The following is a 21,006-nucleotide window of genomic DNA, read 5'->3' as shown; positions in this document are numbered from 1 at the left end:
TCGGGCCGCCTGACCACGGCAAAAGAGCCCGGACGCGGGAAACTTGGCGCGACACATAAAGAACGTGCGCGGAAAGTCAAGCCCGCCGGCTGCCGGCTATGAGCCGGGTGCCCGCCAGAACGATGTAAGCTGCAAAGAAAAGGGCGAGCGTCCAGCCGAAACCTCTTGTGCCGAACATATCCATGCCGATGCCGATCGCCTGCGGTCCGGCCACCATGCCGAGGCCATAGCAAAGCACGAAGGCGGCATTTGCATTTGCCAGTTCATGGCCGGAAAGCTGCGAGCCGAGATGTGCGAGGCCGATTGTGTACAGTGCTGCGACGACCCCGCCCCAGAGAAACAGCAGGCCCGCCACCAGATGCCAGTTCATCTGCACATGGGGTAGCAGGATCATGCCCGCCAGCCCCACCGCCGCACAGATCAGCAGCAGATAGCGGCGGTCGCCGATGCGGTCGGAAATCATGCCCAGCGGTATCTGCATCAGTACATTGCCGAGACCGATCATGGTCAGGAGCAGGGCGGCGTCGCCTTCCGAGTAGCCGATTCGGTTGCCATAGACCGGAAACAGCGCAAAGCCGCCGGTCTCCACGGCCCCGAAGACCAGCACGGCAGCGGTCGCCGTCGGCACCAGCCAGATGTAGCGAATGAAGCCGCCCGAGCCGCCTTCGACAACGATCGCCGGGCTTTCGCGCCAGGCCGCAAGCACGGGGATTGCGGCGATGGTGACAAGCACGAACACGGTGCCGAAAGGCAGGAATCCTGAGCTGCCCATCTGGGCGAAAAGCCATGGGCCGGCGGCAAACCCCAGCGACAGCACTGTCGCATAGATGCCGAGAACCAGTCCGCGCCGGTGCGGTGGCGCCGATGTGCTGATCCAGAATTCGGAGAGGATGAACAGAACGGTGAGAGCGAGATGCAGGATTACGCGCAGCGGAAACCACATCCAGAACGCCGGCGCGAAATAGAAGCCAACGAAGGCCAGCGCGCCGAGAAAGATCATGGCGAGCATCGTCCAGACGACGCCGAAACGCACCGCGAGCGGGGTTGCCATGGGCGCAGCCGCAATCGAAGCCAAGCCCGCAATTGCCGTATTCAACCCGATCATGGATGCCGAGTGGCCGCGCGTTTCCAATATGATGCTGAGAAGCGGCATGCCGAGGCCGATGGCGATGCCGACAACGCTGATCGAGGCAATGGCTGCCGAAATCGACAGCCAGCGCATTGGCACGTCGTCTTCCGGCGATTGGGAATTGGCAGTCATTTTATGCGGGAGCCTAGAATTTGTCAGAGAATTTCGCGGACGAAGCGTTTGCGGATCATGCGATAGAAGGGCACGGCCCCGCCGGGGCGAAGCAAGGGATCCTGCGCCAATCGCTGTTCAAGTTCTTCGAGGATTGTCTTGGTGATGGCTGGAATATCGGCTTGCCGCGCCTCGGGCAGCGGCAGCCACATGAGTTCTTCCAGCTCATTGGTCGGTCCGCCGTCCGGCAACTCAACAGCGACGTCGCTGCGCCAGGCGGAGAGGAAGCGCGTGTCGAAACGGCGCACTCTTCCGGGAGGTGTGATCGCGCGGGCGATGAAGCGCAGCGGCTTGAGGGAGGGCTGCACGCCATGTTCGACGAAACCCTGCCAGTCAGCCTTGCCGGTGGCGAACGGCGCTTTGTGGCCTATAAGCAGACCCGCTTCTTCATAGGTCTCGCGGATGGCTGACAGCGCGATGGCACGGGCCCGCGTGGCGCTGCCACTGGCAACGGTGCCAATGAGTTTCGCCGCTTCGTCGGGGTGCAGGCTGTCGGTCACGGGTATGCGGCTGTCGGCCGGGTCTGTGCGACCGCCCGGGAAGACGAATTTTCCCGGCATGAAGGCGTGGCTGGCGTGACGCCGGCCCATGAGCACGAAGACATCGTCGCCCTTTCGGTCGAGCAGCATCAGGGTCGCGGCGTCGCGCGGCCTTTTCGGGCCTGCGCCGAGCGCGAAGTCCCGACCTTCGGCTTTGTCCACTTGTGCTTTCGTCATTCCGTCCATGAAATCCCCTTTAGGACAATCTGCAGCCAGACGGAATTATTCCAAAGGACTGAGCATTGCTCCAGAAGTCGAATTTCAGGCCTCGGGGTGAGATTCGATGTAGTCTTCTTCTTCGCCGAACCCGTGCATATAGAGCGCCCATTGCAGTCCGACGACAGCGCCCTTGACCGGTCGCAGCAGGGCAAGCGCCATGATGATCGTCAAAGGCACCCAGATGGCAAGATGCTGCCAGGTTGAAAGCGTGCTCGTGGCCTCCACGCCCATGAAGGCGCCGACGATGATGTGGCCGACAATGACGACGACGAGATAGGCCGGCAGGTCGTCGGCACGGTGATGAAACATTTCCTCGCCGCAATGCGCGCATCTGTCCACCGGCTTGAGGAATGATTCGAACAGCTTGCCTTCCCCGCAATGCGGGCAGCGGCACAGAAGACCACGCTTGATCGCCGTCCAGAGCGGTCGCGCCGGACGATCCACCTGGTGCGCCCCACCGAAAACCTGCTGTTCCATCAACGTCTCCTGTTGCGGGCCGGTCCGCGCGACTGTTGTGATGCGCGGCCCCGCGGTCTTTGCGCCTTGGCCTTGTGGAAGGACCTTTTTGACCCCGGCAAAGGTTTCGGGTCGGTCAGCATTTCGAAGCGCATGGCGCCTGCCAAGGGTGCTACCTCGATGAGGCGAACTTCAACCCGGTCTGCCAGCTGATAGCCTTTTCCGGTGCGATCTCCAAAAAGCGCTCGGGCAGCCTCGTCGTAGATATAGTAGTCGCCATCCAAAGATGACACCGGTATGAAACCATCTGCGCCGAACTGCGGCAATTGGACAAATAGCCCCGCCTTGGTGACGCCGGAGATACGGGCGTCGAACGTTTCGTTGATCTGGCCGGAAAGATAGCCGGCAATCAGCCGGTCGACAGTGTCGCGTTCGGCGGCCATGGCGCGGCGCTCGGTTGCCGAGATCAGCGCCGAAATATCCTCAAGCCGCTCTTCTTCGCCGCGCGAAATACCGTCGGCGCCGAGCCCCAGCGCGCCAATCAAGGCTCGGTGGACGATAAGGTCGGCGTAGCGGCGGATCGGCGAGGTGAAATGCGCATAGCGCCGCAGATTGAGGCCGAAATGGCCAAGGTTTTCAGGTGAGTACAGCGCCTGGCTCTGGGAACGCAACACGACCTCGTTGACCAGCGCCTCGTTCTCGGCGCCTCTCACCTGGTCGAGTATCTGGTTGAACTGCGCCGGTTTCATCTGTGCGCCGCGCGCCAGCGACAGGCCCAGCGTGGCCAGGAATTCGCGCAGCGATTCCTGCTTTACCAATGAGGGCGCATCATGGGTGCGATAGACCAGGCTCTGCTTCTTGGCTTCCAATGTCTCGGCGGCCGCGACATTGGCCTGGATCATGAATTCTTCGATCAGCTTGTGGGCGTCGAGCCGGTCCGGCACGATGACCCGGTCGACCGTGCCGTCGGGCTTCAGCAGAATCTTGCGCTCGGGTAGGTCCAGTTCCAGCGGCTGGCGCGAATCGCGGCCCCGCTTCAAGACGCCATAGGCGGCCCACAGCGGCTTCAGGATCGGCTCGAGTATCAGACCGGTCGTGTCGTCCGTCACGCCGTCAATTGCTGCCTGTGCCTGGCTGTAGGCGAGGCGGGCGGCTGACCGCATCATGATGCGGTGGAAGGAGTGGCGGATCTTGCGTCCCTCGGCCGAAAACACCATGCGCACGGCAAGTGCAGGCCTGTCGACCTTCTCCTTCAGCGAGCAGAGGTCGTTGGAGATGCGTTCCGGCAGCATCGGCACGACGCGGTCGGGGAAATAGACCGAATTGCCGCGCTTCAGGGCTTCGCGATCGAGTGCCGTGCCGGAGCGGATATAGGCGGCGACATCGGCGATGGCGACAATGGCAATGACACCGCCGGGGTTGCTTTCGTCCGTGTCGGGTTCGGCGAAAACCGCGTCGTCATGATCCTTGGCATCAGCCGGATCGATGGTGATCAGCGGCACTTCGCGCCAGTCCTCGCGGCCTGAAAGCGTTGCCGGCTTCACCGCTTCGGATTCGGCCAGCACTTCGGACGGGAAGATATGCGGGATCTCGTGCGCGTGGATGGCGATCATCGAGACCGCCTTTTCGCTGGTCAGCGAACCGACGACGTTCAGAACCTTTGCACGCGGCAGCCCGTAGCGCGTGGCGCGCTGCGGCTCGACCTCAACCAGATCGCCGTTCTGGGCGCCGTTCTGGTATTCCTTCTCGACGGTCAATTCCGGCTGCCGGCGCTCGACCGGTTCGATGCGGAACGTTCCGTCCTGAAGCACGCGGAAGACGCCGAGAACGGCGTCCTTGCGCTTCTCGAAAATCTTCATCACCCGTGCGGTGTAGGCCGGGCCGGTTTCGGCATGGGTCGGGAAGGTCTTTGCCAGCACGCGGTCGCCGATGCCTGCAGTCGGGCCGCTGCCGCGCGACATCTTGATGGACACCACCGTCGGCAGCGCGTCTTCCGGTTGATCGGTCGGGCGTCCGAGCAGGCCGCCATCGGCATCGCGCGCGAAAATGTCGAGCACCGCGACATGGGGCAGGGCGCCGGGGCGAACCAGCCGCTTGCGGTCCTTCTCCAGCGCGCCTTCGTCCTGAAGGTCGCGCAGCATATCCTTCAGCCAGATGCGGTCTTCGCCCTTGAGCGAAAACGCCTTGGCGATCTCGCGCTTGCCGCTCTTGTCAGGATTGTTGGCGATGTAGCGCAGGATGTCGTCGCGCGTCGGACGAAAATCCTTGGATTTGTCTCCGGATGCAGACGGGCCAGGGGACCCGTCCTTGCCGATCGCGCCTTTGCGTCCGGAGATTTTCCTTGCCAAAGCGTGCTAGTCCTTTGTTTTCGCTGCCGGCTTCTTAGCTGGTGCTTTTTTTGCGGGCGCCTTCTTGGTCGCTGCGGCCTTGGCCCGTACCGGCTTCTTGCCGCCGCCCTTGGCTTCCTTCTCGGCAATCAATGCCAGGGCGTCCTCGACCGTCACGGTCATCGGATCCTTGCCCTTAGGCAGCGTCGCGTTGATCTTGCCGAAATTGACGTAAGGCCCGTATTTACCGTCGCGCACGGTGATTGCGCCGCCGTCCGGATGCTCGCCGAGCTCCTTGAGCGCGGCAGGTGTGCCGCCATTGCGGCCGCCCTTGCCCTTCGACTGCTTTTCGGCAATCACCGAAACGGCGCGGTTGAGGCCGATCGAGAACACGTCCTCGATGCTTTCCAGATTGGCGTAGGTGCCATCATGAAGCACGAAGGGGCCGTAGCGTCCAAGCCCGGCGGAGATCATCTTGCCGCTTTCGGGATGTTTTCCGACATCGCGCGGCAGAGCCAGCAGCGCCAGCGCCTTTTCGTGGTCGATGCTTGCCGGCGTCCAGCCCTTCGGTAGGCTGGAACGTTTGGCTTCCTTGCCTTCGCCACGCTGGATATACGGGCCGAAGCGGCCGCTGCGCAGCGTGATCTCTTCGGATGTGTAAGGGTCTGTGCCCAGCACCCTGTTGCCGTCTTCACCGCCGGCAGATTCGCCATCGCCATTGACGGCGTCGCCAAGCTGGCGCGTGAAACCGCATTCGGGATAGTTCGAGCAGCCGACGAAGGCGCCATATTTGCCGAGCTTCAGCGACAGGTTGCCGGTGCCGCATTTCGGGCAGATGCGCGGATTGGAACCGTCCTCGCGCGCCGGGAACACCAGCGGCGCAAGTTCTTCGTTCAGCGCGTCGAGCACGTCGGTGACGCGCAGTTCCTTGATGTCGTCGACGGAGGCCGAAAAGTCTTTCCAGAAGTCGCGCAGCACGTCCTTCCACGCGAGCTTGCCGTCGGAAATCTCGTCGAGCTTTTCCTCGAGTGCCGCGGTGAAATCATACTCGACATATTTTTCGAAGAAGCTTTCCAGGAAGGCCGACAACAGCCGTCCCTTGGATTGCGGGATCAGCCGGCGCTTATCGATGGTGACGTATTCGCGGTCTTCGAGCGTCTTCAGGATCGCCGTGTAGGTGGAAGGACGGCCGATGCCGAGCTCTTCCATCTTCTTGATCAGCGAGGCTTCCGAATAGCGCGGCGGCGGTTCGGTCGAATGCTGCGTGGCGAGAATGGCATCACGGTCGAGCGCTTCACCGGCGCGGATTTCCGGCAGACGCTTGTTTTCCTCGTCCTCCGAATCCTCGTCCTTCTGGTCGGTATAGGCGGCGATGAAGCCGTCGAAGCGGATGACCGAGCCGACGGCGCGCAAGGCGGCGATGCGGCTGCCATTGGTCGCCTCGATCTCGGCCGTCGTGCGTTCGATCTCGGCCGGCTGCATCTGGCTGGCGATCGCGCGCTTCCAGATCATGTCGTACAGCCTGAACTGGTCGGCATCGAGATATTGGCGCACGGAGTTCGGCGTGCGCATGAAATCGGTCGGGCGGATCGCTTCGTGGGCTTCCTGCGCGTTCTTGGCCTTGACGGAATAGAAGCGTGGCTTCTCCGGCAGGTATTTGTCGCCGAATTCCTTGACGATGGCTTCACGTGCTTGCGTCACCGCCTCAGGCGCCATCTGCACGCCGTCGGTTCGCATATAGGTGATAAGGCCGGCCGTCTCGCCGCCGATATCCATGCCTTCATAGAGACGCTGTGCGACCTGCATGGTGCGCACCGCCGAAAAGCCGAGGCGCGACGATGCCGCCTGCTGCAGCGTCGAAGTGGTGAAGGGCGGGCCGGGATTGCGCTTGGTCGGCTTGGCTTCGACCGTCAATGCCTTGAAGCTCGCGCCTTCCAGCATCGCCTTGATATCTTCGGCCTGGGCCTGCGAGGAAATATCAAGCTTCTGCAGCTTCTTGCCTTCGAACGCAGTGAGCCGCGCCTCGAACTTGTCGTTGCGCGGCGTGCCGAGCATGGCGGCGATCTGCCAGTATTCCTCGCGGATGAAGCGCTCGATCTCGGCTTCGCGGTCGCTGACCAGACGAAGCGCCACAGACTGCACGCGGCCTGCCGAGCGAGCCCCGGGCAGTTTGCGCCACAGAACCGGCGAAAGGGTGAAGCCGACGAGATAGTCGAGTGCACGGCGCGCCAGATAGGCATCGACCAGCGGCGCGTCGATCTGGCGTGGATTGGCCATGGCCTCCAGCACCGACTGCTTGGTGATGGCGTTGAAGACGACGCGGCTGACAGGCTTGTCCTTCAATGCGCGCTTCTGCTTCAGCACCTCCAGAACGTGCCAGGAGATCGCTTCACCCTCGCGATCAGGGTCGGTCGCCAGGATCAGGCCATCGGCGGCTTTCACCGCATTGGCGATTTCGGTCAACCGCTTGGCCGAAGGACCGTCGACCGCCCAGGACATGGCGAAATCTTCGTCGGGCTTTACCGATCCGTCCTTGGCCGGAAGATCGCGGACATGGCCATAGGAAGCCAGAACCTTGTAGTTCCGACCGAGGTATTTGTTGATTGTTTTCGCTTTAGCCGGCGATTCGACGACGACAACGTCCATGAGGGCTCGTATTTCCAGAGTGGCGCCCAAATCAAGCTGCGGCGCACGACAGATATTTTCAATTGGCTCGTCACATGGCTGCCGTTTGCCGTCCGGTCAAGGGGCGGGTGGCAAAATCGGCCTTATTGCGAGTTGTACAACTCCTGCAAGATGTATCGCATGGGTTGCAATTTAAGATAGCTGTAATATATTTGATGTTACCAGGGGTTGCATCGTTCCAAGAGTTTTGTAAGTCGCAAACATTCAGCTCCGCGAAGTACGCTTCGCGCGATACCAGGAGTATTGCCGATGGGTCATGTCTTTACAACACGACGCACCGATACGCTGGATTACATGCAATCGATGCTCGGCCAGCTTCGTACCATGGCCGAGTCGGAACGCTGCGACATGCTCGCCTACCTGATCGAAATGGCCTATGTCGAAACCAGCGACATCATACGCGGCGAACGCCCGTCACGGGTCCAGCAGGACAAGAGACACCGAGCCACCTGAGTGACGCTCCAGCCGGCCGGCCAGATCAAGCTCAAGAAGAATCATGAAAACCTTGGCCGGGTGCAGCCCGGCATGGCCAATGATTTCGTCCACGCCGACCGGTACAGGTCCCAGCGCTTCGACGACACGGGCGCGGTCGTCATCTACCGGCGGCGGTGTCGCCGAAAAATCCGGCGGTTCGTCGAATTCGGGTGGCAGCGGCAATGGGGCGCCAATCAGAGGCGCAATCGCCGAGATGATGTCGTTGACCTCCGTCACAAGGGTCGCGCCGTCCTTGAGAAGCCCGTTGGTGCCGGCGGCTCGCGGGTCGAGCGGCGAACCCGGCACTGCGAAGACCAGCCGGCCCATTTCGCCGGCAAGGCGCGCGCTGATCAGGGAACCGGATCGCTTTGCTGCTTCCACCACCACCAGTCCGAGCGCCATGCCGGCGACGATGCGGTTTCGGCGAGGAAAATCCTGCGCGCGCGGCTCCCAGCCGAACGGCATTTCGGAAACCACCGCGCCGCCATTTTGCGCGATCTCCTCGCAGAGCCCGATGTTTTCAGGTGGGTAGGGACGATCCAGCCCGCCGGCGAGCACGCCGACCGTACCGGTGGCGAGGCCGCCTTGATGCGCCGCCGTGTCAATGCCGCGGGCAAGGCCGGAGATGATCGAGTAACCCTCACGGCCGAGCCCGTCGGCCAGCATGCGCGCCATCTTGATTCCGGCCAGCGAAGCGTTGCGCGCGCCAACAATTGCGATCGGCGTCAGTCCGAACACCGCACCTGTGCCCTTGACCGCGAGCAGTGGCGGCGGGTTGTCCATGCGGCGCAGAACAGCTGGATAGTCGGCTTCGCCGATGCCGACGAACCGCGCACCGTGCTTTCGCGCAACGTCCATTTCCGCTTCCGCCTGAGCGATGGAAGGGATGCGCGCGATGCGGTTTGCACCGCCCGACATCATCAGTTCCGGCAGCATTTCTATGGCTGTCTCGGCCGAACCAAAACGATTGATCAGGTCGCGAAAGGTCGCCGGGCCGACATTCGGCGTGCGAATGAGCCGTAGCCAGTTGAGCCGTTGCCGGTCGCTGAGGCGGGGACCGGCTGCGACATTCATCCCTTGGCTCCGATGCGTGATTCGGTTCCGGCAAGCAGCCGGGAGATATTTGCCCGGTGTCTTACGATGACGATCAGGCTCATGACGGTGAACAATGCCGCCACGGCATGAGCGCCGAAGAAATAAAGCGCGATCGGCACTGCAATTGCCGCAATGAGTGCCGCCAGCGACGAATAGCGCGAGATGAAGGCGATCAGCAGCCAGACGACAGCAAAGACCAGCGCGGCCTTCCAAGCGAGGCCGATCAGGACTCCGAGATAGGTCGCCACGCCCTTGCCGCCCTTGAAGCCGAGCCAGACCGGAAAGAGGTGGCCGAGAAAAGCGCCGAAGCCGGCAACCAATGCCGCTTCCGGCGCATAAAAGCCGGCGATGAGAACCGCAGCCGTGCCCTTGAGGGCATCGAGAACGAGGGTGAGGGCGGCGAGTTTCTTGTTGCCGGTGCGCAGAACATTGGTCGCGCCGATATTGCCGGAGCCGATCTTGCGAACGTCGCCAAGTCCGGCAGCGCGCGTGATCAGAAGGCCGAAGGGGATCGAGCCGAGCAGATAGCCGAAAACAAGTGCTGCAATGAGAAAGGGCAGCGGTAGCTGCCACGCCGACAGATCAGCCATTGTTTCCCCTCCAAGCCGGAGCGCATGCGTTGTTGTGTTCCGGCTCTAACCCGTAAACACTGTGCGGCCCGAAACCATTGTTTGCAAGACCCTGCCTTGCAGGCGAGCGCCTTCGAAGCAGGTGTTTTTCGAGCGGGAGCGGATGGCGCTCTCTTGCACGATCCATGGCTCGTCGAGATCGACCAGAACCAGATCGGCCGCCGCTCCCGGTTTCAGCGTGCCGCCGGGCAGGCCGAACAGTTTTGCCGGTGCCGTCGAAAGCACCTCGATCACGCGCAGCAGCGGCAGATCCTCATTGTGATAGAGGCGAAGTGCGGCACCCAGCAGTGTTTCCAGCCCGATCGCGCCATCGGCGGCATCGGCGAAAGGCAGGCGCTTGGTGTCGACGTCCTGCGGATCGTGCGAGGAGACGACGATGTCGATGCTGCCGTCTCTCAGCGCTTCAATCATCGCCAGCCGGTCGTCCTCGGTGCGCAGCGGCGGCGACAGGCGGAAGAAGGTGCGATATTCGCCGACATCGTTCTCGTTGAGCGACAGGTGGTTGATCGAGACGCCGGCGGTGACCTTGGCGCCGTCGGCCTTGGCCCGGGTGATCGCATTCGCCGACATCGCCGTGGAAATCTTGGCGGCGTGGTAGTTGCCGCGCGTCAGCCGCGCCAGCATCAGGTCGCGCTCCAGCGGGATCGCCTCGGCCTCGCGCGGAATGCCGGAAAGGCCGAGCCAGCTCGCATAGAGCCCCTCGTTCATAACGCCGGAGCCGGCGAGGTCCTTGTCCTGCGTCTCATGCACGATGGTCGCGCCGAAGTCGCGGGCATAGGTCAGCGCGCGGCGCATCGTCAGCGCGTTGGAAATTGTATGCCGGCCATCGGTGAAGGCAACCGCACCGGCTTCGCGCAGCAGGCCGAATTCGGTCATCTCGCGGCCTTCGAGGCCTTTGGTGATGGCAGCCGCCGGAAAAACATTAACCGAGGCCGTATCGCGGGCCGTCCGCAGCACGAATTCGACCAGAGCGACGTTGTCGATGACCGGGTCGGTATCGGGCATCATGATGACCGAAGTCACGCCGCCTGCTGCGGCAGCCACGCTCGCCGAGGCGATGGTTTCGCGATGTTCGCCGCCGGGCTCGCCGATAAAGACGCGCCCATCGACCAATCCGGGAATGATAGCCTTGCCGGCGCAATCGATGATCGTGGCACCTTCCGGTGCGCCCTGGTTCAGCGCTGACGCGCCAGCGGTGACAATCTTTTTGCCGTTGACGATGACGGTCCCGACCTCGTCCAGGCCGCGTGACGGATCGATGATGCGAGCACGCTGGAAAACGGTGACGCTCATGCCGATACCCCCTCGCGGTTGCGACGAGGATCTAGGAGTGCCTCCATCACCGCCATGCGCACGGCGACGCCCATCTCCACCTGTTCCTGGATGACGCTTTGCGGCCCGTCTGCAATCTGGGAAGCGATCTCGACGCCGCGATTCATCGGGCCGGGGTGCATGACCAGCGCGTCTGGCTTTGCTGCCTTCAGTTTTTCCGCGTCGAGCCCGAAGTAGCGGAAATATTCGCGCACCGAAGGCACGAAGGCGCCTTCCATGCGCTCGCGCTGCAGGCGCAGCATCATCACCACGTCGGCGTCTTTCAGTCCCTCGGCCATTGTCGCGCAGACTTCCACGCCCATCTGCGCGATGCCGGATGGCAACAGCGTCGACGGTGCGACGACGCGCACTCGCGCACCGAGCGCATTGAGGAGAAGAATATTGGAGCGGGCGACGCGCGAGTGAAGAATGTCGCCGCAGATCGCCACCGTCAGCCGGGAAAGTTCGCCCTTGGCGCGGCGGATGGTCAGGGCGTCGAGTAGCGCCTGTGTCGGGTGCTCGTGAGCGCCATCGCCTGCATTCACCACGGAGCAGCCGACCTTCTGCGCCAGAAGGGCGGCAGCACCCGCCGAAGCATGGCGGATGATGAGGATATCGGGCCGCATCGCATTCAGCGTCATCGCCGTGTCGATCAACGTTTCGCCCTTCTTCACCGAAGAGCTTGCCACCGACATGTTCATGACATCGGCGCCGAGGCGCTTGCCGGCCAGTTCGAAGGACGACTGCGTTCGCGTCGACGCTTCATAGAAGAGATTGATCTGCGTTCGTCCGCGCAGCGTCGATGTCTTCTTCTCATGTCGTCGGGAAATCGCCACGGCGGCGTCGGCGCGATCGAGCAAAAGCTCTATGTCGACGGGAGACAGGTCCCGTATGCCGAGCAGGTGGCGGTGCGGATAAAGGGGCAGGGACGAAGCTTCTGTCATCTCAAGGCCGTGCTATAGGCGCGCACAAAAGCGGCTGCAAGCCGTCGTTGTGGGTTGGCGCGATTTCTCCCGGGATTTTAATCGCGCGGCTACCAATCCTTGCGTTATAAAACCGTCCAACCTGCTTCGGATTCGCATGGCGCGCCGAAGAATATGTAAGGAAAGCGCGTGACCGACGAGGTAACGAACCAGCCCCCGCCGTTGACCGGAAGCAATGCCTGGCGGGGCGATCCCTTGCTGGTACAGCTTGCCGAACATTTTTCGGAGCCGGTCCGCAAGGATCTGGATGGTCTCGGCCGTTTCGTTCTGAGCTCCGAAGCGCAGGATCTCGCCCGCCTCGCCAACACCGAAACCCCGAAGCTCAAGACACATGACCGGCAGGGCCGGCGCATCGATCAGGTCGAATTCCATCCCGCCTATCACGCGCTGCTGCGCCGCTCGGTCGCCATTGGTTTGCACTCTTCGGTCTGGGAAAACGGCGCCAACGAAACCGGCAAGCGCCATCAGGTCCGCGCCGCGCGATTCTATCTGACGTCCGAGCTGGAGTCCGGTCATCTCTGCCCGATCACGATGACCAACGCCTCGCTCGCCGCGTTGATGGCGAGCCCGAAACTGTTTCGCGAATGGGCGCCGCGCGTCACCACACGCAAATATGATCAGGCCCAAAAGCCACCGGTCGAAAAGACCGGGCTGACGCTCGGCATGGGCATGACCGAGAAGCAGGGCGGCACGGATGTGCGCGCCAACACCACCAAGGCCGAACGCGTCGGCAGCGGGTTTTACCGCCTGACCGGCCACAAATGGTTCATGTCCGCGCCGATGTCCGATGCCTTTCTGGTGCTCGGGCAAGTGCGCGAGGGTCTGTCGTGCTTCCTCGTGCCGCGCATCCTCGGTGATGGCACCGGCAACGGATTTCGCTTCCAGCGGCTGAAGGACAAGCTCGGCAATCGCTCCAACGCGTCTTCGGAAGTCGAGTTCGTCAATTCCATCGGCGAGATGGTTGGCGAGCCGGGCGAAGGCGTAAAAACCATCATGGACATGGTCACGCTGACGCGTCTCGACTGTGCCGTCGCATCGTCCGGCATCATGCGGGCGGGTCTGGCCGAAGCCGTTCATCATGCCCGCCACCGCCAGGTATTCGGCTCCAGCCTGATCGAGCAGCCGCTGATGCAGCGCGTTCTGGCCGATATGGCGCTGGATGTCGCCGGCGCCACGGCGCTGTCGTTCCGGCTGGCGCGTTCGTTTGACGAGGCCGCCAGCGACCGCGGGGAGGCCGCCTTTGCACGCGCCATGACGCCGGTGGTCAAATATTGGGTCTGCAAGATCGCACCAGCATTGCTTTACGAAGCGATGGAGTGCCTTGGCGGCAATGGCTATGTCGAGGAGGCCCCGCTGGCGCGTTACTATCGCGAGGTGCCGGTAAACGCGATCTGGGAAGGCTCCGGTAACGTTATGGCGCTCGACGTGCTGCGTGTGCTCGGCCGCGCCCCGGGCCTGTTCGATGATGTGCTTGCCGGTATAGAGCGCGACCTCGGCGCTGGCGGACCCGGCACCATCGGCGTTTTGCGTGCCGCGATGCAGGTTGCGGCGTCGGACGAAGGTTCGGCGCGCATCCTGACGGAACAGCTTGCACTGTCAGCCGCAGCCGCCGAGCTGAAGCGGATGGGAGCAGGGCGCATTGCCGACGCCTTCATCGAAACCCGGCTTGCCGGCCAGTGGCGCGGAACATACGGCATGCTCGACGCGCGCCACGATGCCCGCATGATCGTTGATACGCTCTATCCCGCCAACTGAGCCGTAATCGCCAGAACGGCCGGTATGGTGAAGAACGAGACGATCGTCTGCAATGTGGTGACGGCGGCGTAGAGTTCCGCGTCGCCGCCGAGTTGCCGCGCCAGCAGATAGCCGTTCATGGCAGTCGGAACCGCCGCGCAAAGTACGAGGTAGCTGAGCTGCAACCCGCTGATGCCGAAGGCAAGACCCGCGCCGACAAGCAATATTGGGAACACAACCAGTTTGAGCACCAGCGGCAGGATCAATGCCAGGCGCGGTTGCCAGAGATCGCTGACACGAAGCGCCGCACCCACCGCGAGAAGTCCCATTCCGAGCGCTGCGTTGGCGATAAGGCCGAGTGACTGATTGAGCGGCCCGTAGAGTTGAAAAGGCAATTGCCTGAGCAGGATGGCGGCAAGCGAACCGATAATCATCGGGTTGGTCACGATGCCGCGGCCAATGCGCGGCCAGTTAATGGAATGGTCGGCAAACCGCGTGACGGTAAAAACCGTGGTCAGGTTGATCGGAATGATAATGACGGCCATGACCAGGGCCACCACTGCCATGCCGGCAGGCGGGAATATCTTCTGGGCGATCGCCAGCGCGATGAAGCTGTTCCAGCGCACCGCCGTCTGGAAGATCGAGGAGAACTCGCTTTTGCGGACAAGGCCGGTGGGTTTCAGGAGAGGCCATAGCGCAAGGGTGATGGCGATCATTGCAACCAATGCCACCAGCAACGCGGCCATCATCGCATCGAGCTGAAGCCCGCTGAAATCGGCATTGTAGATCGTGACGAACAGCAGGGCCGGATAGAGAAACCAGAAGCCGATCTGGTCCAGGCCGATCCATGCCGACGAATCGATCAGCGGCATGCGACGCAGGAGATTACCGCCGATGATGAGCAGGAAAATCGGCAGGATGCTTTCGAAGATCGGGAGCATGAACGCTTCAGGTTGAAGGCGAGGGCGGGGCGGCAAACGATGGACGGTTCTATAAAGCCTATGTCTTGCCGTTATCAACAGCGCGCCTCTGCCTGTTAACCTTAACAAATGGTTTCCGTTGCGATGAAAATGCTCCGGCCCCACTGTGCACGGAGACCAAAAGGATTCCCATGCGCCATCTCCTCGGCTCCTTCTTGACCTTCCATTGGGCAGCGGCCTTCGCGCTGCTGGCGATGGTCTGCGTCTTCGGAAGCGCCGGCGGTGCTTCGAATGCGCTCGATATCCTCGGAATATCCTTGCCGGATGGAAACGCATTCACTGTGGGTTCGTCTTCCAGCGTCTTCCTCTCGGTGACTTTTGCACTCGTGGCAGCCCTGTTCCTCTGGGCGTTTCTGACGCTGTTCCTGTGCGAACCCTCGGATCAGGGCGATCCGGACGAAGTGACCCGCGTGGCCTTCGCCGCCGCCGCGGGCGTCCTGTCCTTGATGCTGGTTCTGGGGGTTATGCGCGCGGATGCCGGCATCTTTCCGGTGATCGCTGCCGTGCTTGCGGCGATTACCACGTCCTATCTCGCAATACAGGCCGAGCGCTGGGCGGCATTGCTGACGGCGTCACCCGAAGAGGAAGATGCCCAGGAAGTGGCGCGGTCGATGGCGATGGGAGCAGCCCACGGAGCCATGCTGTCGCGCATTTCCGGCCGATCCGACCCGCGAGGGAACGCCTGATGCGTTATGTCCTCGCGCTTTGGGCTCTGCCGCTCATACTGTTCTGGGGCTGGTTCGGCCTGTCATTCTACAACATCAATTTCGGCTATGTCATGCTGACCAGGCAGGTTCATGACCTTGTCTTCCAGCTCTATGGCGACACGCTCGGCATCGATCCGACCATCATCCCCGGCATGGTTGCCAAGGCCTGCATCATCGACACGCTTATCGTGCTTGCCATCTACGCCTTCCGCCGCCGTCGCCAGATAGGTGCATGGCTGAAAACGCAACGCGAACGTTATCTTGGCGAACCCTCTTCACCGAGCGCGTGAATTCGGTCCAGAACGCCTTGCAGGATGAAGGCGGCCGCGGCCGAATCGATCTTCGTCTTTCGTTTTGCTCGCGACATGTCCATCTCGATCAGGCTGCGCTCGGCCGCGACCGTCGATAGCCGCTCGTCCCAGAAAGCGAAGGGCAGGTCGGTCATGCGCGCTATGTTGCGCACGAAAGCGCGTGAAGCCTGCGCGCGAGGCCCCTCGCTGCCGTCCATGTTGATGGGCAGGCCGATCACCACCGCACCGGTGTTTTCCTTCGTCAGCAGATCGATGAGGCTCGCGGCATCGACTGAAAACTTCTTGCGGATAATGACCGGGCGCGGGTGGGCGAACGACAGGCCGCGATCGGAGACGGCAACGCCGATCGTCTTGTCGCCGAGATCGAGCCCGGCAAGTGTCCTGCCGTTGGCCAACAGGGCCGGCAGGTCTTCGATCACGACAATGTTCAATGGCTCGCCGCTTTCCTTTTGACATGCATGCGCTGCCTTCTATCTTCCCGGCAAGAGAAAATCGAGGAGACGACCTTCATGAAAATAACCTGGTATGGCCAATCCGCATTTCGCGTCGAAGTAGGCGGCGCAAAGATCCTGATCGATCCGTTCCTCAGCCAGAATCCGTCCTGGGGCAAGGGATGGGAAGGGCCAGCCGAAGGTATAACCCATCTGCTCCTCACGCACGGCCACAACGACCATGTCGGCGATTCGGTCGAAATCCTGAAGAAGACCGGCGCCCAGCTCGTCGCCAATTTCGAGATCTGCATGTATCTCGTCGGCAAGGGTGCCAGCGGCGACAAGATCAATCCGGGTAATCTCGGCGGTACGGTAGACTGCGGCGGCTTCACGACGACCTTCGTCCAGGCGCTGCATTCCTCGTCCTTCGGTGGGGAAGGCGGATCGAACGTCTATCTCGGCAATCCCGGCGGTCTCGTCCTGCACTTCCCCGACGACCGCACACTCTACCACATGGGCGATACCGACATTTTCTCCGACATGGCGCTGATCAATGAGCTTCACGAGCCGAAGATCGGCCTGGTGCCTGTCGGCGACCGCTATACCATGGGCGGCGCGGTTGCGGCCTTGGCCTGCCAGCGCTTCTTCAAGTTCGAGACGGTCATACCTTGCCACTACGCGACATTTCCGATGCTCGACCAGACGGCGGAAAAATTCGTTGACGGCATGGAAGGCTCGGGCGTCGATGTCATCGTGCCGAAGGTGGGCGAAAGCAGGGACATTTAGCCGCCCGAAGGCGATGGCGCGGACATGCTTGTTGCGCACCGCGCTTAGCGCCGCTATAGCCCGGACATGATTAGCAGCCCGGATTTCCGGAGAGTTTTTGATGTCCGTCGATAAAGCCACCGTCAAGCGCGTCGCCCATCTTGCCCGCATCGCCGTCACCGAGGAAGACGCCGAGCGCATGACCGGCGAGTTGAATGCCATTCTCGGCTTTGTCGAGCAATTGAACGAGGTCGATGTTTCCGGCGTCGAGCCGATGACCTCGGTGACGCCGATGGCAATGCGCAAGCGCGAAGACATCGTCACCGACGGCAACAAGGCGGCCGATATCGTCGCCAACGCGCCGGCAACCGACGAAAACTTCTTCCTTGTCCCGAAGGTCGTGGAGTAACACCACGATGACGGTAACGATTGCCATCGAGACACCGTTGCAGGACGATGTGCGCGCCATGGTGGCGGATCTCAACGCCCACATGATCCCGCTGACGCCGCGGGAGTTCCAGTTCCAGCTGACCGTCGAGCAGATGGCCGAGCCGACCGTGACGGTGCTTGTGGCGCGTAATGAAGCCGGTCGCCAGGTCGGCATGGCTTCCCTCAAGGATCATGGCGACCGTCTGGGTGAAGTGAAGCGCATGTTCACACTGCCGGAAGTGCGCGGCCAGCGCGTTGGCGCAAAGCTTCTGCAGAGCATTGAATCGCTGGCGCGCGAAAAGGGAATTTCGCGGCTCGTGCTGGAGACGGGCGAAGCGCCTGGCTTCGAGCCGGCCTGGCGCGTCTATGAACGTGGCGGGTTCCAAGTCTGCGGTGCGGTTCTCGACTATCCCGATTCCGGCTATTCCCGTTTTTACGAAAAGAACCTTGCCTGATGAGCGACCTTACCAAACTGACCATTTCCGAAGCCCGCGAGAAACTTCGCTCGAAGGATATCTCCTCCGTCGAACTGACCGACGCCTATCTCGGCGCGATCGACGCCGCCAACCAGACTTTCAACGCCTATGTCGCGGTCACGCATGACAAGGCGCGCGACATGGCCAAGGCGTCGGACGACAAGCTGGGCAAAGGTGAGGGCGGGGCGCTCGAGGGTATTCCGCTCGGCATCAAGGACCTGTTTGGGACCGAGGGCGTGCACACGCAGGCCTGCAGCCATGTGCTTGACGGCTTCAAGCCGCGCTACGAATCGACCGTGACGGCCAATCTCTGGGCCGACGGTGCGGTCATGCTCGGCAAGCTCAACATGGATGAGTTCGCCATGGGCTCGTCTAACGAGACCTCCTATTACGGTCCGGTCGTCAATCCGTGGCGGCGTTCGCGCGTCGATACGGTGGTCATGCCGACGACGCATCAGGGCGATGGCGGTTTCGTTTCCGCCGGCGGCGCGCGCAGCGCTCGCTCGCTCGAAAACGCCCAGCTGGTGCCCGGCGGTTCGTCAGGTGGCTCAGCCGCTGCCGTCTCGTCCTGGCTCTGCGCCGGCGCGACTGCGACCGACACGGGCGGCTCGATCCGCCAGCCTGCGGCTTTCACCGGCACCGTTGGCATCAAGCCGACCTATGGCCGTGTTTCGCGCTGGGGCGTCGTTGCCTTTGCCTCCTCGCTCGATCAGGCCGGTCCGATCACGCGCGACGTGCGCGATGCCGCGATCATGCTCAAATCCATGGCCTCGGTCGATCCGAAGGACACGACCTCGGTCGATCTGCCGGTGCCGGACTATGAGGCCGCGATCGGCCGCCCGATAAAGGGCATGAAGGTCGGCATTCCGAAGGAATATCGCGTCGAAGGCATGCCGGAAGACATCGAGGCGCTTTGGCAGAAGGGCATTGCCTGGCTGAAGGACGCTGGCGCCGAGATCGTCGACATCTCGCTGCCGCACACGAAATACGCGCTGCCGGCCTACTACATCGTCGCGCCGGCGGAAGCCTCGTCCAACCTCGCGCGCTACGATGGTGTTCGCTACGGCCTGCGCGTGCCGGGCAAGGACATCACCGATATGTATGAGCAGACTCGCGCCGCCGGTTTCGGCCGCGAGGTCAAGCGCCGCATCATGATCGGTACCTATGTGCTCTCGGCCGGTTATTACGATGCCTATTATCTTCAGGCGCAGAAGGTCCGTACGCTGATCAAGAAGGACTTTGAAGATGTCTTCGCCGCCGGCGTCGATATCATCCTGACGCCGGCAACGCCGGCGGCGGCCTTCGGCATCGCCGATCAGGACATGGCAAACGATCCGGTGAAAATGTACATGCAGGACATCTTCACTGTCGCCGTGAACATGGCCGGTCTGCCCGGCATCGCTGTTCCAGCCGGGCTCGACGCGCACGGCCTGCCGCTTGGCCTCCAGCTTATCGGCCGGCCCTTCGACGAGGAAACGCTGTTCCAGACCGCCCATGTGATCGAGCAGGCGGCGGGGCGGTTCGAGCCGGAGAAGTGGTGGTAGAGATTGTTCCGCCATCCTTTTGAAAAGGTGACGGGATGTTCTTTGTAATCTCCAAAGTCTTCTGGTTTTTCATCCAGCCGCTCAACCTCGCGATCTTCCTGCTTCTGGCAGGCGTGATCGGCTTGTTTCTGGGCTGGCGGCGCTTGTCGGCTGCCGGCTGCGTCAGCGCGTTCCTGATCCTCGGATTGGCAACGTGGACGTCGCTCGGTGCGGTGCTGATGAACCCGCTGGAAGAGCGCTTTCAGCGCCCAAGCTTGCCGGAAAAGGTCGACGGCATCGTCGTGCTAGGCGGTGGGCTTGAAGGCGCTATCAATTTAGCGCGCGGCGGTTACGAGATGAACAGCGCCGGCGATCGCTTTGTCGAGGCAGCGGTGCTGGCACGACGTTTTCCGGATGCGAAGATCGTGATCTCCGGCGGCGTCGGCACGTTGGTTCTGGAAGGCGAGGGCGATGCCGATACCGCGCCTCGGCTACTGTCGGCGCTTGGCGTCGCGCCCGAGCGCATGGTGCTCGAAAACCAGTCGCGCAACACTTACGAAAACGCGGTCTTCACCAAGCGGCTGGTGACGCCAAAGCCCGGCGAGACATGGCTTCTGGTCACATCGGCTTTCCATATGCCTCGCTCGATGGCGTTGTTTCGCAAGGCTGATTTTTCGGTCCTGCCCTGGCCGGTGGACTATCGCACTTCTGGTGAAGAGGGTGTTGGCTTCTTCCGCGACAACCCGCAGGATTCGCTTCAGAACACGACGATGGCGATCCGCGAATGGATTGGGCTGGTCGCCTACTGGCTTTCCGGGCGGATCGACTCGCCGTTTCCCGGCCCTGCATAATCCTGCGCTTCGACCATGACGGCCTCTCTTGCCGCCGAAAAGAACTGGCGGCGCAAAAGTACGGCGAACAGGATCACCGTCGTCAGTGCGAACACGATCGGATCGACGAACCAGCCGAGATAGCCGATCGAGAAGAAAATGCCGCGCAGGCCGGCGTTGAAATGCTTCCCGGCCAGAATGTTCATCCGCGCCGCGCGCCGGATTGCGGTCTCCATCTCGATTTCGTTGGCATGGCCGTCCCTGACCATCGGCACCGCCCCGATCAGGATCGAGCAGTAGTTGAACAGCCGGTACGACCAGCCGAATTTGAAGAACGAATAGGCCAGGATGACGATCAGCCCGAGCACCTTGATCTCGAAGATCGGCCGCGACGGAGCGCTGGAAAAAGGCAGGTCGGACAAAACCGTCAGCACGTGATCTGATGCGCCGAGCAGCGCGAAGCAGCCACCGACCGCAATCAGCGAGCTTGAGGCGAAAAACGCGGTTCCCTGCTGGAGTCCGACCATGATGCTCGTGTCGATCATGCGCAGTTCGCGCCGCGCCATCGTCTGCATCCAGGCTTCGCGCTGGGCATTCATTGCCCTGCTCAGCGAAACGCGACTGACCAGCTTGCCGTCGGCGGCAAGCGTATGCACCACCCATGCAACCAGGAAGAAGGCTAGTGCGGCGAAATCCGCCGCCGTCAGGTGAAGAGAATCGAGCATGCAGCAAACATATCACGGCGATGTGATGCCGCGAAAAGCTCTGATCGAGATAACGGCTGCGACACAATCCCGTCACA

Annotated in this window: 21 protein-coding genes; 9 read left to right on the top strand and 12 right to left on the bottom strand. The window is 62.1% G+C overall.

Annotated elements, in window-relative coordinates:
• Positions 1–76: 76 nt before the first annotated feature.
• From DZG07_RS14720 to topA, 5 genes are all read right to left on the bottom strand, one after another.
• Entirely contained in the window at positions 77–1,261 is a 1,185-nt protein-coding gene (locus DZG07_RS14720) for an MFS transporter (RefSeq protein WP_091916752.1), read from the bottom strand.
• A gap of 23 nt (positions 1,262–1,284) precedes the next feature.
• Positions 1,285–2,025: an NUDIX hydrolase gene (locus tag DZG07_RS14715; RefSeq protein ID WP_119818166.1), complete on the bottom strand. Its 741-nt coding sequence runs from the start codon at positions 2,023–2,025 to the stop codon at positions 1,285–1,287.
• A gap of 75 nt (positions 2,026–2,100) precedes the next feature.
• Positions 2,101–2,535, bottom strand: coding sequence for a DUF983 domain-containing protein (locus tag DZG07_RS14710; protein ID WP_091916754.1), 435 nt, complete (start codon positions 2,533–2,535; stop codon positions 2,101–2,103).
• Positions 2,535–4,829 carry a ribonuclease R gene (gene rnr / locus DZG07_RS14705; protein WP_245429646.1) on the bottom strand — a complete coding sequence of 765 codons (2,295 nt, stop codon included), beginning with the start codon at positions 4,827–4,829 and terminating at the stop codon, positions 2,535–2,537. The genes DZG07_RS14710 and rnr overlap by 1 nt, the downstream gene beginning before the upstream one ends.
• Before the next feature lie 39 nt (positions 4,830–4,868).
• A complete protein-coding gene (gene topA / locus DZG07_RS14700) occupies positions 4,869–7,487 on the bottom strand; it encodes a type I DNA topoisomerase (RefSeq protein ID WP_091916755.1) in 2,619 nt (872 codons plus the stop codon).
• 288 nt (positions 7,488–7,775) lie between these two features.
• Between topA and DZG07_RS14695 the strand changes: the two genes are divergently transcribed.
• Positions 7,776–7,979: a hypothetical protein gene (locus DZG07_RS14695; protein WP_091916756.1), complete on the top strand. Its 204-nt coding sequence runs from the start codon at positions 7,776–7,778 to the stop codon at positions 7,977–7,979.
• Here the strand turns inward: DZG07_RS14695 and dprA are convergent.
• Genes dprA through DZG07_RS14675 form a run of 4 tightly spaced genes read right to left on the bottom strand, consistent with a single transcriptional unit; the run spans position 7,941 to position 11,979 of the window.
• Complete coding sequence (dprA, locus tag DZG07_RS14690; protein WP_119818163.1) at positions 7,941–9,074, bottom strand: DNA-processing protein DprA; 1,134 nt, start codon at positions 9,072–9,074, stop codon at positions 7,941–7,943. The genes DZG07_RS14695 and dprA overlap by 39 nt on opposite strands.
• Complete coding sequence (gene plsY / locus DZG07_RS14685; RefSeq protein ID WP_162931627.1) at positions 9,071–9,685, bottom strand: glycerol-3-phosphate 1-O-acyltransferase PlsY; 615 nt, start codon at positions 9,683–9,685, stop codon at positions 9,071–9,073. The genes dprA and plsY overlap by 4 nt, the downstream gene beginning before the upstream one ends.
• 45 nt (positions 9,686–9,730) lie before the next feature.
• Positions 9,731–11,017 (bottom strand): dihydroorotase, encoded by a 1,287-nt coding sequence (locus DZG07_RS14680; RefSeq protein WP_119818160.1) that lies wholly within the window; start codon positions 11,015–11,017, stop codon positions 9,731–9,733.
• Positions 11,014–11,979, bottom strand: a complete 966-nt coding sequence (locus DZG07_RS14675) for an aspartate carbamoyltransferase catalytic subunit (RefSeq protein ID WP_119818158.1) — start codon at positions 11,977–11,979, stop codon at positions 11,014–11,016. The genes DZG07_RS14680 and DZG07_RS14675 overlap by 4 nt, the downstream gene beginning before the upstream one ends.
• Positions 11,980–12,147: 168 nt before the next feature.
• Here DZG07_RS14675 and DZG07_RS14670 point away from each other — a divergent pair, with 168 nt between their 5' ends.
• The gene (locus tag DZG07_RS14670) at positions 12,148–13,773 is read left to right on the top strand and encodes a DNA alkylation response protein (protein ID WP_091916761.1); all 1,626 of its coding nucleotides are present in this window, start codon (positions 12,148–12,150) and stop codon (positions 13,771–13,773) included.
• On the opposite strand, the gene DZG07_RS14665 is transcribed toward DZG07_RS14670, so the two are convergent.
• Positions 13,758–14,693, bottom strand: coding sequence for an AEC family transporter (locus tag DZG07_RS14665; protein WP_119818155.1), 936 nt, complete (start codon positions 14,691–14,693; stop codon positions 13,758–13,760). The two genes, DZG07_RS14670 and DZG07_RS14665, sit on opposite strands and share 16 nt — an antisense overlap.
• A gap of 170 nt (positions 14,694–14,863) precedes the next feature.
• Between DZG07_RS14665 and DZG07_RS14660 the strand changes: the two genes are divergently transcribed.
• Positions 14,864–15,418 (top strand): hypothetical protein, encoded by a 555-nt coding sequence (locus DZG07_RS14660; protein WP_119818152.1) that lies wholly within the window; start codon positions 14,864–14,866, stop codon positions 15,416–15,418.
• Positions 15,418–15,729 carry a DUF6105 family protein gene (locus tag DZG07_RS14655; protein WP_091916767.1) on the top strand — a complete coding sequence of 104 codons (312 nt, stop codon included), beginning with the start codon at positions 15,418–15,420 and terminating at the stop codon, positions 15,727–15,729. Before DZG07_RS14660 ends, DZG07_RS14655 begins: the two co-directional genes overlap by 1 nt.
• On the opposite strand, the gene ruvX is transcribed toward DZG07_RS14655, so the two are convergent.
• Positions 15,696–16,181, bottom strand: coding sequence for a Holliday junction resolvase RuvX (gene ruvX / locus DZG07_RS14650; protein ID WP_091916770.1), 486 nt, complete (start codon positions 16,179–16,181; stop codon positions 15,696–15,698). The two genes, DZG07_RS14655 and ruvX, sit on opposite strands and share 34 nt — an antisense overlap.
• A 78-nt stretch (positions 16,182–16,259) precedes the next feature.
• On the opposite strand from ruvX, the gene DZG07_RS14645 reads away from it, so the two are divergent.
• The 5 genes from DZG07_RS14645 to DZG07_RS14625 all read left to right on the top strand — a co-directional run bounded on the left by DZG07_RS14645 (position 16,260) and on the right by DZG07_RS14625 (position 20,225).
• On the top strand, positions 16,260–16,967 hold the full coding sequence (locus DZG07_RS14645) for a metal-dependent hydrolase (protein WP_119821741.1): 708 nt from the start codon (positions 16,260–16,262) through the stop codon (positions 16,965–16,967).
• Between the two features lie 100 nt (positions 16,968–17,067).
• The gene (gene gatC / locus DZG07_RS14640) at positions 17,068–17,355 is read left to right on the top strand and encodes an Asp-tRNA(Asn)/Glu-tRNA(Gln) amidotransferase subunit GatC (protein ID WP_119818150.1); all 288 of its coding nucleotides are present in this window, start codon (positions 17,068–17,070) and stop codon (positions 17,353–17,355) included.
• Between the two features lie 7 nt (positions 17,356–17,362).
• A complete protein-coding gene (locus DZG07_RS14635) occupies positions 17,363–17,830 on the top strand; it encodes a GNAT family N-acetyltransferase (protein WP_091916777.1) in 468 nt (155 codons plus the stop codon).
• On the top strand, positions 17,830–19,395 hold the full coding sequence (locus tag DZG07_RS14630; protein WP_119818147.1) for an amidase family protein: 1,566 nt from the start codon (positions 17,830–17,832) through the stop codon (positions 19,393–19,395). Before DZG07_RS14635 ends, DZG07_RS14630 begins: the two co-directional genes overlap by 1 nt.
• 35 nt (positions 19,396–19,430) lie before the next feature.
• Positions 19,431–20,225, top strand: coding sequence for a YdcF family protein (locus DZG07_RS14625; protein ID WP_119818145.1), 795 nt, complete (start codon positions 19,431–19,433; stop codon positions 20,223–20,225).
• On the opposite strand, the gene DZG07_RS14620 is transcribed toward DZG07_RS14625, so the two are convergent.
• Positions 20,177–20,929 carry a DUF599 family protein gene (locus DZG07_RS14620; protein WP_119818142.1) on the bottom strand — a complete coding sequence of 251 codons (753 nt, stop codon included), beginning with the start codon at positions 20,927–20,929 and terminating at the stop codon, positions 20,177–20,179. The genes DZG07_RS14625 and DZG07_RS14620 overlap by 49 nt on opposite strands.
• Between the last annotated feature and the right edge of the window lie 77 nt (positions 20,930–21,006).

Origin of the sequence: Mesorhizobium sp. DCY119 (assembly GCF_003590645.1) — a bacterium.
Classification (GTDB): Bacteria; Pseudomonadota; Alphaproteobacteria; order Rhizobiales; family Rhizobiaceae; genus Mesorhizobium_M.
Note: the sequence above shows the minus strand (reverse complement) of the source record. Positions and strands in the feature narration are given on the sequence as shown.